Genomic DNA, 15066 nt, shown 5'->3' with positions numbered 1-15066 from the left:
GGGAACCCGAAAGGGGTCATGATTGAGCACCATTCCGTGATTAATCGGATTGCGTGGATGCAGAAGGCTTATCCGCTTACAGCGGAAGACGTCATATTGCAGAAGACGGCGTTCACCTTTGACGTATCGGTATGGGAGCTGTTCTGGTGGGCGCAGGCGGGAGCTGCTGTGCACTTCCTCATTCCGGGAGGAGAGAAGGACCCGGAACAGATTATCCAGGCGATTGAGACAAGCCGGGTAACTACGCTGCATTTCGTGCCATCTATGCTGCATTTGTTCCTGGCGTACCTCGAAGCAAAACCCGAGCATTTGGATCGCTTGCGGACTCTGCAATGTGTGTTCACCAGTGGCGAAGCGCTGCTCGCGCATCAAGTCGAGCGATTCCAAGCGCTGCTGGGCGAGCAACATGGTACGAAGCTGATTAATTTGTACGGACCAACCGAAGCGACGGTGGATGTGTCTTATTTCGAATGTCTGGCAGGCGAAACACCGAGTAATGTGCCGATCGGGAAGCCGATCGACAATACCGAGCTGTATGTCGTGGATGGTAATCTACGGCTGCTGCCGCCGGGGATTCCAGGCGAACTCTGCATCGGCGGCGCGGGACTGGCCAGAGGTTATCTAGGTAGGCCCGAGCTGAGCGAGGAGAAATTCACGGCCAATCCATTCCGGCCGGGCAGCCGCATGTACCGGACAGGGGATTTGGCGAAGCAGCTGCCGGACGGCAATATTGAATACCTGGGAAGACTCGACCATCAGGTGAAGATTCGCGGTTATCGGATTGAGCTTGGTGAAATCGAACATAAATTGCTCGAGATTGAAGGTGTCCAGGAAGCCGCCGTATTGGTGAAGGAGGATAGGGGAGGTAACCCCTATTTATGCGCCTTTCTCGTAATGAAGGAACAGATTCCTTCATCGGTAATCCGTGCTTCGCTTGCTCAGACGCTTCCTGACTATATGATTCCTGCGCAGTATGCGTATCTGCCGGAAATGCCGCTGTCCAATAACGGCAAGCTGGATCGCAGACAGCTGCAGCATCAGCAGGTGATCACAGAAGAGACTGAGGGAACGTACACGGCCCCGCAGAATGAACTGGAAGAACAGCTTGTGCTTATGTGGCAGCAATTACTGAACAGAGAACGCATTGGTGTTCATGACCATTTCTTTGAAATTGGGGGGCATTCGCTGCTTCTCCTGCAGCTTCACACTCGCTTGGAAGCTTCCTACCCAGGGTTAATCCAGGTAACCGATTTGTTCGCTTACCCAACTATATCCAAGCTGGCGGCATTTATGAAGCAGGCCGGAAAGCAGCATTCGGCTGCCCCGATCTCTTATCTCACACTGCCTAGCGATTACTTCGTTCAGCAGACTGCTGCTGCTCAGCAAGCGGTATATAAGCTGCAGCTAGGTGAGCTTGAAACGAGACAGCTCGGCGAATTTGAGCAATCCGGACATGCCAAGCGGCACGTTGTGCTGCTGGCCAGCCTCGCATATGTGCTCGCTGCTGTTACTAAGAGCACGGAGCTTACGATTGTAAATTCCGATTCCTTGCGATCCTTCCAGGCAGCGGAGCTGCAAATGGGGCAGGTGAGCGGAATTGCAGCCTTGATCTCCATGGCGGAAGACGCCCTGCGCAAGGGCGCTTCAAGAGAACTGCAGCTGGAGCAAATCCAGCCTGTGAAGATCAAGGAGAGTCCGCAGGCTGTGCTCCCACTCTTTTACCAGAGAGGGGCCGTTCCCATCCGGGATGCGCAACGCAGTAGATTTGACCTCCAGTTCTCCTACTATTCGGAGAAGGATATGATCTTCATCCTCTGTGAATACAACGACAAGCGTCTATCGAAATTGAAAATGAAAGAATTATTCGGTCAGTATATCCGCATTATTCGCACCGTCATTCAGCAGTACGCAAGCGAAATTCAATTCATGGAGGCCGCTGCGGCAAGCGAGGACAGGAAGGTGGAGAGAAGCTTATGAAAATCGCCTTGATGTTCCCTGGATCTGGGACCCAGTATGCGGGGATGGGTCAGTCTTGGCACGAAACTTACCCGATCGTCCGGGAGACGTTCGATGAAGCGAGTGAGCGGATGGGATTCTCTATCTATGACGTGTGCACAAGCGAAAAGCTTCAGCATGACATGGACCTCGTAACTGCACAAGCTGCGATCTTCGTCTGCAGTGTCGCAGCTTACCGTGTCTATATGCAGGAAGTGGGGATTACTCCGCATTTATCAGCTGGACATAGTCTGGGAGAGTATGCCGCCCTGGTCTCGGCAGAGGCCATCCGCTATATTGATGCGCTCGATCTAGTGTGCCTGCGAAGCAAGCTGATGATCGAGACAGCCGACCATACGGAGAGCGGGGTGATTGCATGCAAGCAGCTTCCGATCCAGATTACCAGGCGGGAAGTGATGAACTGGAATCACAACTATCCAGATCGTTCTGTAGATCTTGCCTGTTACAACGCGCAGGATCAAGCCGTAATCTCGGGCTGCCGGCCGGATACGGAGCAGCTTGCTGCCATTCTTGAAGGACTTGGAGGCAGGGCGATCCCCCTGTCTATCCAGGCCCCCATTCACAGCAGACTGCTGCACGGAGCGGTGGCTCCTTTCCGCGCGCAGCTAGCCCGGACGCCTATACAGGTGCCGAGATGGCCCGTCATTTCCAATGTCACGGCCAAGCCTTATACGGATGAGGAATCCATTGTGACGGGTCTGGCCATGCAGTTAACACAGCCGGTTCAATGGCTCGATACCATGTTATATATGCAGAGCAGGGGGATATCCCACGCGCTTGAGCTGGGTCCGAAATCGACGTTATCCACACTAACCAAGCGAAGTGCGCGGAATATCAGGACGTATGCTCTGGATAAAGCAGATGATCTGCCCAAGATCCAAGCCCTGCAATATTCTACTGGCGATCTATTAGGAAAGTGTCTGGCGCATGCCGTCTCCTGCCGGAATCGGAACGAAGACACTAAGCAGTACTCAAGTGAAGTGGCAGAGACATTTCACAAGCTGGCAGAGCTTGCGAATGCCCATGCGGAGCACAGCGCAGGCTCACTGTCTGAGCAAGGTGATGAGCTGAAGACGGCAATTGAACTGCTTTTGCAGATCATGAAGGGGAAGAAGGTGCCTGAGGACGAGCAGCTGCGCAGACTAAACCGCTTGTATGCTGAAGGATGCGAAGCAGCCAGCGGCATACGGGATTTGGCAAAAAGCTATTAAGGGGTGTATGGATGAAAACATTTAAAACGTATTTCTTCACGTTGGGCGAAGTTATTTTACTGGCTGGGATCTTTCTCGCGGTGGCGGTTCTGCACAATTACGTGCTGGTTCCGAATTCCGGAAGCTACGGTCAATATTTAATGCACAATCTGCCATTATGGATCTCGATTATGTTTGCCATTGATGCTGTGCTGCTTACCATCTATTTTCTGATCAAAAAGTCGATCTTGAAAGACCGTTACGTCAAGGTATCGCAATTATGCAATTTCTCCCGCTTAAAAGGGAAGGACTTTCTGATCTCTACGTATGTTGCGATTGCTGCAGGACTGCTGTTCGTCTGCCTGCTGAAGCTTCCTTTCGTGAAGGCCAACTTCCCGGACATGCAGGATTACATTAATTTATTCATGAATTCGGACAGCTTCATTCTGACCTTGCTTGGACTTGCCGTGATCGGACCGTTATTCGAAGAAATCTTCTTCAGAGGGATTTTGTTCTCCATGATGCGCGGCAAACTTCCTTTTCTCGTCGCTCTACTGGTACAGGCCGTGATCTATGGCTACTGTCAACCGAGCTCTTCGATTCAGGTTACTGGGTTCTTCCTAGCTATTATGTACGGAATTATGTACACGAAGATGAAGACGATTCTGTCCACCATATGGACGGGCGTGCTGCTGAATGCGTTTATTTTTACGTCGAAACAAATCGGGCTGCATGAGGTGATTGAAGGCTTTTCACCTTCCACACTGCTCATCATCATCGCTCTATGCCTATTCGTCATCGTCTCCAGTCTGATTGTGCTGGGCCAAGAAGAGCGGAAGCTTCCTTATATCAAGGTTATTGGAAATCTGCTGCTGTGGACAGGACTGTACGTCGTCATCTACTACCCGATTCTGTTTATCTGGAACAACCATATCATGAGTATTGCCTCCATCTCAGGCTGGTTGGGCGAGAATAATGTGCTTGGCTTTATCTTCTTTGACACGATCTCGTTAGCCGTGTTCTACGTGGTGATGAGACTTATTCATAAAAAAAGCCTAATCGTCGAATGCAATTTCTCTGCTATTCCCCCTAGGGCGGGAATTGTCATGGGCATTTTGGGTGCGGCGATGGGAGTCTGGGTGCAGTGCTTTTTCAAAATTCCTTATTTTGCCGATAATTTCCCGCAGTTTCAGCAGCTGTTCGACTACTTGACGACGGCTTCGCTGCCTGTATTTATCGCCTTCTTAATTCTTCACTCGATGTACAAAGAAGTCTACTTCCGGGCATTGATCTATAATGTGCTGCGCCCTGCTTTCTCGGTACCAATGTCAATTATCGTGACGGGAATTATCTATGGCGGCTTGTTCTTCAACTGGGATATTCCGCTTACGATTTATGCTTCGGCAGGGGCACTGATCTTCGGCCTGCTGTTCGAATGGTACCGTTCCATTTGGGCTCCGATTATTAACGAGATTGTACTGTTCGGCACTTACTTTGTGATGAAAAAATTGCAGCTCACCTTCTCCGCAGGGATTGTTATCGCGATGGTGGCAAGTTCCGTAGTGATCATTTACACGATGTATTGGTTGTGGAAGCGCAGAGAAATTGATCAAGAGAATGCGAATTCGGCCCATGTTCAGGCTGCTGTTCAATCCGCCGTATCACTTTAAGCCCCGAGGAGGATCAGGATGTTGAATTTGAACTGGCTTGATGAGCAGCCCACAGGCAACGACGACTTTGAAATTGAGGAATTATCCGTCCAGGATATTGCCATTATCGGGATATCGGCCAACCTGCCGATCGTTAAGGATCTGGATGAGCTGTGGGAATTCCTGAAGAACGGCGTGGACTTCATTTCCGAATTCCCGCATAACCGCCGCCAAGATACCGAGCCTTTCATGCAGGCAAGAAGAAGGGCTAACCCGTCTGCGGGTTACATGGACGGGGCTTATCTGGATGAAATCAATAAATTCGACCATGCCTTCTTCCGATTGTCTCCGAAAGAAGCGAGCTTGATGTCCCCGAATCAGCGCCTGCTGCTTGAGACGGTGTGGAAGTCGGTCGAGGATGCAGGTTATGGAGGGGATGCGCTTGCCGGCAGCCGGACGGGCGTATTCATCGGTCTGAACAATGATGCGATTTACGACTACAAACGGATGATATCGGAATCGGATTTATCGCTGCTGTCCTATGCGGTTCCAGGCAATCTGACCAGTGTGACGGCAGGAAGAATCGCTTATGTTCTTGATCTTAGAGGCCCATGTGTGTGCATGGACACAGCTTGTTCCTCCTCCTTGGTGGCCTTGCATACGGCCTGTCAGTCTATCCGGAATGGGGAATGCGAATCGGCGATTGTAGGCAGTGTGAAAGTTAATTTGCTGCCTCTGGATGAGATCAAGATTGGCATTGAATCCTCCGATTGGCGGGCTAGAACATTCGACGACAGCTCTGACGGTACAGGAGGCGGGGAAGGCGTCATTTCTCTGGTCATCAAACCGCTTGGCAAGGCGATGGAGGATGGGGATTCCATTTATGGCGTCATTAAAGGAAGTGCAGTGAACCAGGACGGTCGGTCGATTGGGCTGACGGCTCCAAATGTACTGGCTCAGGAGGATGTATTGGTTCGTGCATGGACGAATGCCGGGATCGACCCGACCACAATAGGTTATATGGAGGCTCACGGTACGGGAACGAAGCTTGGGGACCCGATTGAAATTGATGCAATGAACCGTGCTTTTCGTCAGTTCACGGACAGTAAGCAATTCGCCGCTGTGGGTTCTGTCAAAACAAACCTCGGGCACCTCGATCATGCCGCAGGATTAATGGGTGTTCTGAAAGCGGTGCTTGCGCTGAAGCACAAACAAATCCCGCCAATCGTGCATTTTAATAAGCCGAACTCGAAGATTCCATTTATTGATTCAGCTGTGTACGTATCCGATGAACTGACGGCTTGGGAGACTGACGGACATCCGCGAAGAAGCGGGGTAAGTTCTTTCGGGATGAGCGGCACCAACTGTCACGTTGTGTTGGAGGAATTTCTAGCTGAAACGATGGCAGATGAGGCCTGCGGTCCGCACTTATTCGTGTTATCGGCCAGCAGCGAAGCATCGCTTCGCGGTCTGGTCGATGCCTACTGCCAGCAGGATCTGCCCGAGGATCGCCTGCGTGATATTTGTTTTACTGCAAGCGTAGGGAGAGGGCATTACGCTCACAGGCTTGCCATGGTTTTTGACACCAAGGAGGAATGGATGCAGCAGCTGCGCCGCGTCAAGGAAGACGGCCTTCATACAAGCGAGCAGTTCAGAATCTACTATGGAGATTCCAAGCGAGAGGCAGTAGGACAAGGGCGTTCCCAAGCTATTGCGGCTGGAATCGTGCTGGATGCGCAAATAATGCAGTTGGAACAATTGTGTAAGCTTGCAGCTTCCTATGTGGACGGGGCGAGTGTGGATTGGTCTTCCTTATACTCGGGAGAACGCAGAAAAAGAATCTCTCTTCCTACGTACTCATTCGAGAGAACGCGCTGCTGGCTGGACATTGATGAAAGTGCACTCGCTGCTTCTCCGGCGGCAAGCCGCCATGACGGACAGCGTCTATCCGAAGTGAAACTGCGCGGAAGAGAGTCAGAACAATATTCAATTACGGAACGAACAATCGCGAATATTTGGGGGGATATTTTAGGGATTCAGGAGCTTCATATTGAGGATACGTACTATGAACTTGGCGGGGATTCAATTCTGGCCTTGAAAATTGCCAACCGCTTGAAAAAGGAATTTGACGTTTCCATCGAGATCGCGGATTTACTTCGGTATGTCACGATCAACCGGCTTGCGGAGTGGATCGATTCGCAGCGACTGCCTGCCCAGCCTGAGGTGGAGTCAGATGAACTCCGCTTGGTTCCAGCCAAGCAGGCTGACGGGTATCCATTAACACCTTCCCAGCAGCGCGTCTATATTCAGGAGCAAATGGAACATATTCAGACGAGCCATCATGCGCCATTTTGCGTCAAGGTGGAAGGGGAACTGGATGCGGCCCGGGTTGAGAAGGTGATCAATCAAATTGTAGAGCGGCATGAAGCTTTTCGAACGGTATTCGACTTCGTGGATGGCGAACCCATGCAGCGCGTGCTGCCGCATTTGGAGATTAAGGTAGCCTTATTCGAGGCTTCCATAGAGCAGGTGGATGAACGGATCGAAGCTTTTATTGAGCCGTTTGATTTAGCGCAGGCGCCATTAATCCGGGTTGGAGTCCTCACGTTAACGGCAACTGAGCATATCATAATGCTCGATATGCACCACATTATTTCCGACGGAGTAACGAACAGCATTTTTATCCGGGAATTTTGTGCCTTGTATCAAGGGCTGCCACTGCCGCCGGTAAAGGCGCAGTATAAGGATTATGCGGTATGGCTGAATAGTCAATTAAGCAGCGGCGCTTTGGAGCAACGGGCGGAGTATTGGTCGAAGCAGCTAGCTAGTCCGCTTCCTGTTCTGAGTCTTGCTGCCGATCGCAAGCGGCCGGAAGTGAAGACGTTCAACGGTCAGTCAGTGCGATTCACTCTGCCGAGCGAACAGGTTCACGCGCTGCGCGAACTGGCGGCCAAGAATCAAGTCACGCTGCATTCGCTTTGCTTTGCACTCTATTCGTTGTTGATTCGCAAATTCTCGGGCCAGGAAGACATGATCATTGCTACTTTGGTCTCGGGACGAAATCATCCGGATCTGGAAGCGATGATGGGCATGTTCATCAACTTCCTGCCTATACGGTTAAGAATCAATGAGCGTTCAAGCTTCAAGGCGTATGCCAAGGACGTGCATGGGCAGATTATCAGCGCTTATGAGCATGATTATCCGTTTGACAGCATGATGCAAAAATTTGTGTTAAAGAACGACCCATCCCGCAATCCGGTCTACGATACGATGTTTGTCTTCCATAACGAATTCAAGATGAATTCTCAGGACAGTATGCTGCTTGGGCAAGAGGGCTTGCATGTTGCAGAGTATCCGATTCCCCAGCATACGTCCATGCTAGATGTGAAAATGGACATGTGGGAACATGCTGAGGGCAGTCTCCATGCGGTGTTGAATTACAGCACCGATCTGTTTGACGAGACTACGATGCACTCGTTCCGAGACGAGTTCATGGGCATCATTTCTGACGTTTTGAACGATTCGAATAAGGAATTAGCTCACTATGAGACGCTTACCCCCGTGAAGCAGGCAGAAGTCACTAGCCAGGCAGTATCCCTTGCTGTGAGCGCCACCTTCACCGCGGAACCGATTGAGGATTATATCCAGTGGTGGTGTGAACGATTCCAGGTTCAGGCAGAAATCTCGTTCGCTCCTTATCACCAGGTATTCCAGCAGTTACTGAGCCCGGACAGCTTGCTCGCAGCGAATCAGGGAGTGAATCTGCTGCTCATTCGATTTGAAGACTGGATCGGGGGAGAGACATTATCCCAGGACCAGCAGATCCAGCAGTTAGAAAGAAGTTATGTCGATCTCGTCCAAGCAATTCGGAACTTTCCGAGTAAGGGCCCTGTATGGATGGCCGTCTTCCAGCCGAGCGAAGACTATCATCCAGTGGTCACCGCCTATATCCGCAATCTGAATGAGCGTTTCAAGCAAATGATTGCACCGATTGAGCATGTGACGCTGTTGGATCTTAGCGATATCGAGCGCAGATATCAGATCCCTGAGGTGTTCGATAGGGTCAAGAATCAGGAAGCCCATATTCCTTTTACGGATGAGTATTATGCGGCCTTGGGTACCGCCGTCGCAAGACGCATGGTCTCGTGGAGAAGGCCGGATTTCAAGGTCATCGTTCTGGATTGCGACAACACCCTTTGGCAGGGTGTATGCGGGGAAGCCGGTGCATCTGGTGTGCGGCCTTACCAAGAGCTGCAGCAGATGATGATTACGCTCTGCGAGCAGGGAATGCTGCTGGCACTTTGCAGCAAGAACAATGAAGCGGATGTCTGGGAAGTTTTTGACGTGCATCCCGGTATGCCGCTGAAGAAAGAGCATCTTGTAGGCTGGAAAATTAACTGGCAGGCCAAATCGGCCAATCTCAGGGAACTGTCCGAGGAGCTTAATCTGGGGCTGGATAGCTTTATCTTCATTGATGACAATCCCGTAGAATGTCGGGAAGTGATGCTGAACTGTCCGGATGTGCTGACGATTCAGCTTCCGAATGATCCGGGGCAAATTCCTGCCTACTTGAAGCATATTTGGGCCTTCGACAGGAGCCGCAGCACAGAGGAAGACCGAAATCGTACGGCGATGTACAGATCCGAGAGACAGCGGAAAGTGCTGAAAGATCAGACAGAGCTTTCGCTTGACGAATTTCTGCGGGATTTGAAGCTTCAAATGAGAATGAAGGAACTAACGCCTGAGCACACCCCGCGTGCTGCCCAACTTACGGAGCGAACGAACCAATTCAACATGAGCACGATTCGCAGGACGGAGGATGAGGTTCGGGCATTAATGGCTGATCCTGAGTGGAAATGCTGGACCGTTGAGGTACGAGACCGTTTTGGTGACTATGGTCTCGTAGGATTGGTGATTGGCCGCACGCAGCAGGATACCTTGATGATAGATACATTTCTGCTGAGCTGTAGAGTTCTGGGAAGACGAATTGAATATGCGATCCTGTCTGTTCTCAAGCAGTTCAGCTTAAGCGTCGGTATAACACAAATTCAGTCTGCTTATCGGCCTAGCTCCAAAAACGAGCCATTCCGCCAGTTCTTGTCCGCATCCGGTTGGACGGAGGACGGCCACCTGGATGATGCTCGGCTATATAATCTGCCGCTCGAGGCTATCGCGGATTCGGCCGAGTGTATCGAATTAACAGATGTCTTCGCCGACTCCAGCATGGAAGCTGGAACGTCGCTGCCGGTTTCGGAGATTGCAGCGACGGCATCCAAATTCACCGAGGAGGAAGAAGCCGTATACGCTCATGCTGAGAGCCCTCTGAAATGGCAAATGGAGCTTGACGATAACGATGCGGCGGGCATGAAGCCCAAGGTCTACCTGCTTCCACTTCAATATCATACGGCTGCATCGATTATGCAGCTCCCGCAGCGGGAGCATTCGGACGATTTGAAGCGGGCGGTCTACGCAGCTCCTTCGGACGATACGGAACGGACCTTGGCCGAGCTTTGGGAAGCTTTGCTACATGTAGGTCCAATTGGTCTGGACGATCATTTCTTCCATATTGGCGGCAATTCGCTGCATGCCGCTTCGCTGGCATCGCGAATCCATAAACAGTTCCATGTTCCGATTACGCTGAAGGATATTTTCCAGTATCCGATTCTCAGGGGAATGGCAGGAATCGTGCGGTCTTTACTGGCAGCAGACGACTTGACCAGTCATGCAGTCACGATTCCGAAAGCGCCTATTCTAGAGCACTATACCGTATCTTCTGCTCAGAAAAGGCTGCTGATTCTGAATCAGCTGGATCCGGCCGGGACGAGCTACAATATGCCTGGTGCGCTTAGGATAGAAGGGAAGCTGGATCTTGGCAGGCTGGAACAGGCGTTCCGCCTTATCGTTGAGCGCCATGAGAGTCTGCGCACTTCCTTCCATTGGACGGCAGAGGGCCCTGTTCAGCGAATTGAACAGGAAGCGGCTTTCGTACTGGAAGAACTGGCTGGAACTAATCTTCAAGCGGACGCGGCCGATCTTCTTACGGACACGGCTGCAGCCCAGTTTGTGCGTCCGTTCAATCTGGACCAAGCTCCGCTGCTTCGCGCAGGGCTGCTTCAGACGGACATGGACACGCATGTGCTGTTTATCGATATGCACCATTTGATCTCGGATGGCGTGTCGATGATGAACATGGCGAGGGAAGTCATGGACGCATACGAAGGCCTGCACCCGGTGGTGGAGCTCCCGATTCAGTATAAGGATTATGCCGTCTGGCAGCAGCAGTCTTTGCAGGAGGAATCCCACCAACTGCATCAGGATTACTGGCTGGATCGAATGAAAGGCGAACTGCCATTACTGGATCTGCCGCTGGATCGGCCGCGGGCTCCGCTTAGCAGTGGCATGGCAAAAGGATCGAGGTTTCATCTGGAAGCGAGCGCTGCTCTGCGTGCAGATTTGCAGCGGCTGGCCGCGGACACAGGATCGACAACGTATCAGATTATGCTTGCGGCCTTTTCCATCCTATTGTCCAAATACACGGGGCAGCAGGATATCATCATTGGTTCCCCGGTTGCCGGAAGAAACCATGCAGATCTTGAACCTTTGATCGGCATGTTCGTGAACACGCTTCCGCTGCGTTTGCAACCCGAAGGGCACAAATCCTTCAGTGATTATCTAGATGAGGTGAAGAACGATACGCTGCAGTCCTTTGAGCATCAGTCCTATCCATTCGAGGAGCTTGTTGAACAGCTGCAAGTTAAGCGGGATGCTTCGCGCAATCCTTTGTTCGATGTATTCTTCGTCGTTCAAAATATGGACCAGGGCGTTCGCCAGACTGGCGACCTGAGGTTTACACCTTACGAATTACCGATTCGGCAAAGCCGGTTCGATATTACGCTGGAGGTTACCGATCAACCGGATCAATTCACGTTTACGTTTGAATATGCTGCGCATTTGTTTGATCGCGGAACGATCGAGCGAATGGCGGGCCATTACGTACAGATCCTAGAGTCTATCCTGCTGGATCAAAAAGTGCTTCTCTCGCAGATGAACATGCTGCCGGATGCCGAGCAGATTGCGCTGCTTCTGGATTTCAACCCGCCTCCTACGCCATATTCATCCGATCTGACCGTACCTGAATGTATTGAAGGGTTAGCGGCAGCACAGCCGGATCATATCGCGCTTACGTTCGGGAATCGAACCATGACGTACCGTGAATTGAACGAGCGAGCGAATAGAATGGCCCACCACTTGAGGAAACGAGGGGTATCTGCCAATGATATCGTCGGCATTATGGCTGACCGATCCCTGGATATGGTTGTCGGCATCCTTGCTGTGCTGAAGGCCGGGGGCGCCTATTTGCCTCTGGACCCTGCTTATCCGCAGGAACGCTTGGCCTATATGGTGGCTGACAGCGGGACAAGATTTGTGCTGGGTCATCCAGGTTATGCCGACCTGATCCAGTTTGATGGCGAGTGGCTGGATATCTCGAAGCCTTACGATCAAGAAGAGTTCGGTAATCTTGTCCGCGTGTCCATGCCTACAGACCTTGCCTATGTGATCTACACATCAGGTTCAACAGGGCAGCCAAAGGGCGTGATGGTCGAGCATAACGGACTGCTGAATTTGAAGGTGTTCTTTGAACAGGAACTCGGTGTCACCCCTGCCGATCGAATTGTGCAATTTGCGAGTCTTTCCTTTGACGCTTCGGTCTGGGAAATTTTCATGGCTTTAACGACCGGGGCAACCCTGGTGCTTGCAGCGAAGGAGGATCTGCTGAACTACCGTAAGTTCGAGGATTTCATGAATGAGCATCACATCACTGTGGCTACACTTCCTCCTACTTATACGGTACATTTGCTGCCGCAGCGGCTTCAGACGCTGACCAAGATCATTACGGCCGGTTCGGCCACGAATTACGAATTGATCCGTCGATGGAAGCCCTATGTGCGTTACTTCAATGCATATGGCCCTACGGAGACCACGATTTGCGCAACGATATGGGAAGCGGAGCTAGAGGGGCGTGATGATTCTGTGCCCGTACCGATCGGCAGGCCGATCACCAATACGAGTATCTGCATCTTGAACCGGGATCTGCAGCTGCAGCCGATTGGCGTTGTAGGTGAAATTTGCGTAGGGGGCGAAGGACTGGCCCGCGGCTATCTGGGCAAGGAAGACTTAACCCGTGAGAAGTTCATCCAGCATCCTTATCAGCCGGGTGAACGCTTGTACCGGACAGGGGATCTTGGCCGCTGGCTGCCGGACGGAACGATTGAATACTGCGGAAGAATCGACGACCAAGTGAAGATTCGCGGGTTCCGGATCGAGATCGGAGAGATCGAAGCTGCGCTTGCGAAGCAGGAAGCGATTATGGATCAAATGGTTCTCAGTCTTAAAGGACCTAACCTGGAAGCCTATTTGTGCGCTTACTACACTGGGTCAAGACCCATTTCGGCTGGTGAGCTAAGAAAGGGTCTGCTGCAGTGTCTTCCAGAATATATGGTGCCTGTCACGTATGTTCAGCTGGATCAGTTCCCGCTGACTCCAAGCGGCAAGATCGATAAGAAGGCCTTGCCAGAGCCAGATTCTCTGCGCTCTGATGATGTTGTGGCTCCGAGATCACCTATGGAGCGTAGGCTTGCGGCTCTGTGGGAGGAAATGCTCGGACGAAGCCAGATTAGCGTGCAGGATTCTTTCTTTGAAATCGGGGGAGATTCCCTGAAAGCCGCTCTGCTGGTGGCCCGCATTCAAAAGCAGTATGAGGTTGATATGCAGCTGGGTGACGTATTCCGGAGCCCGACCCTTGAACAGATGGCACACGCCCTGGAGCAGAAGGAGAAGTCACTCTTCCAGCCAATCCCCAAAGCGGCCGAATCGGATTATTATCTGCTCTCTTCAGGCCAGCATCGGATCTTTGTCATGCAGCAGCTGGACGAGGACGATGTCAGCTACAATATGCCAGGTGTGTTCCTGCTGAACGGCACGCTGGATGAAACACGGTTCACCTGGGCCTGGCAGACTTTAGTGGAACGGCATGAAAGCTTACGAACTTCTTTTGAAATTGTAGAGGGAGAATTTGTGCAAAAAGTGCATAACAATGTCTCAGTGGTTATCGAGCATTTGCCGGAGGCTGCCGACTCCATCGCCCTAACCGCTTCTTCGTTCCTTCGACCTTTCAAGCTTTCTGAAGCTCCACTGCTGCGTATAGGCCTGAGCCGGATGTCTGAGCAACAGCATCTGCTGCTTCTGGATCTCCACCATATCGTATCGGACGGAGCGTCCATTCGAAATATGGCTTTGGAGTGGATCGCGCTGTACGAGGGAAGAGAGCTGCCCGCACTGCCTGTTCAATATAAGGATTACGCAGTTTGGCAGAGGGAACATCTGGAGAGCGAAGCGCTGCGCAAGCAGGAGGTTTACTGGCTGAAGCAATTGGCGGATTACAATCCGGCAAAGGGACTGCCGACAGATTATGTGCGCACCGAATATGACAGCGCGGAAGGAAGACGAATCGTTCGAACGATCGATTCTCGTCCAGTTCATAATCTGATGCGTCACACGGGAACGACGCTTTATATGATTTTGGCGGCGGCTTACCAGCTTACGCTTGCTGAATATGCTTCACAGACGGATATCGTCATCGGCTCTCATGTGGCAGGAAGATCGCATCCCGACACGGAGGGATTGATAGGAATGTTCGTCAACACCCTTGTGCTTAGGACCCAGGTTCGTGAGGAGCAGACAATTGCTGATTACTTGTCCGGTTATAAGCACACCGTTATTGAAGCGTTCGAGCATCAGGAATATCCGTTTGAACAGTTAGCCGAGAAATTGCCGCTTCCACGCGACAGGACAAGGAACCCGGTGTTCGATGCCTTGTTTATTTTGCAAAACGTCAGTATGAAGCAGATCGAGACTGAGCAAATCACCCTTACAGCGTATCCATTTGACCATCCGTGTGCCAAATTCGATATCACGCTGGAGGCGCTGGAACTTCCTGACGAAATTAAATTCACGTTGGAATACCGCACCGCATTGTTCGCAGAGGGCACGATCGAGAACCTGTTCGACCGTTATCAAGAGATCCTGGCCATGATGGTTTCAGACTTAGATGCGAAACTCAGCGAATTGCTTCCGGGAATAAGCGCTAGTGCAGCAGCGGACAACCCGCTCGGAGATATTCAATTTCATTTTGAATTATAGGGAGATGTATG

At 51.5% G+C, this 15066-nt stretch carries 4 protein-coding genes; all 4 read left to right on the top strand.

Annotation, left to right across the window (positions count from 1 at the left end):
- The coding region (locus EJP77_RS06080; RefSeq protein WP_148115055.1) for a non-ribosomal peptide synthetase at positions 1-1977 on the top strand (1977 nt) is incomplete at its 5' end.
- Positions 1974-3227, top strand: a complete 1254-nt coding sequence (locus EJP77_RS06075) for an ACP S-malonyltransferase (protein ID WP_127198224.1) — start codon at positions 1974-1976, stop codon at positions 3225-3227. The genes EJP77_RS06080 and EJP77_RS06075, both read left to right, overlap by 4 nt.
- 11 nt (positions 3228-3238) lie before the next feature.
- Positions 3239-4876: a type II CAAX endopeptidase family protein gene (locus tag EJP77_RS06070; protein WP_185897168.1), complete on the top strand. Its 1638-nt coding sequence runs from the start codon at positions 3239-3241 to the stop codon at positions 4874-4876.
- Between the two features lie 18 nt (positions 4877-4894).
- The gene (locus tag EJP77_RS06065; RefSeq protein WP_127198222.1) at positions 4895-15055 is read left to right on the top strand and encodes a non-ribosomal peptide synthetase; all 10161 of its coding nucleotides are present in this window, start codon (positions 4895-4897) and stop codon (positions 15053-15055) included.
- Positions 15056-15066 lie beyond the last annotated feature (11 nt).

Source organism: Paenibacillus zeisoli (genome assembly GCF_003994465.1).
In the GTDB taxonomy this organism is placed as follows: domain Bacteria; phylum Bacillota; class Bacilli; order Paenibacillales; family Paenibacillaceae; genus Fontibacillus; species Fontibacillus zeisoli.
Note: the sequence above shows the minus strand (reverse complement) of the source record. Positions and strands in the feature narration are given on the sequence as shown.

Bases quoted from the DNA above. Each gene is read 5' to 3' on its own strand.
- EJP77_RS06075 (WP_127198224.1), top strand. From the start codon at position 1,974: ATGAAAATCGCCTTGATGTTCCCTGGATCTGGGACCCAGTATGCGGGG.
- EJP77_RS06070 (WP_185897168.1), top strand. From the start codon at position 3,239: ATGAAAACATTTAAAACGTATTTCTTCACGTTGGGCGAAGTTATTTTA.
- EJP77_RS06065 (WP_127198222.1), top strand. From the start codon at position 4,895: ATGTTGAATTTGAACTGGCTTGATGAGCAGCCCACAGGCAACGACGAC.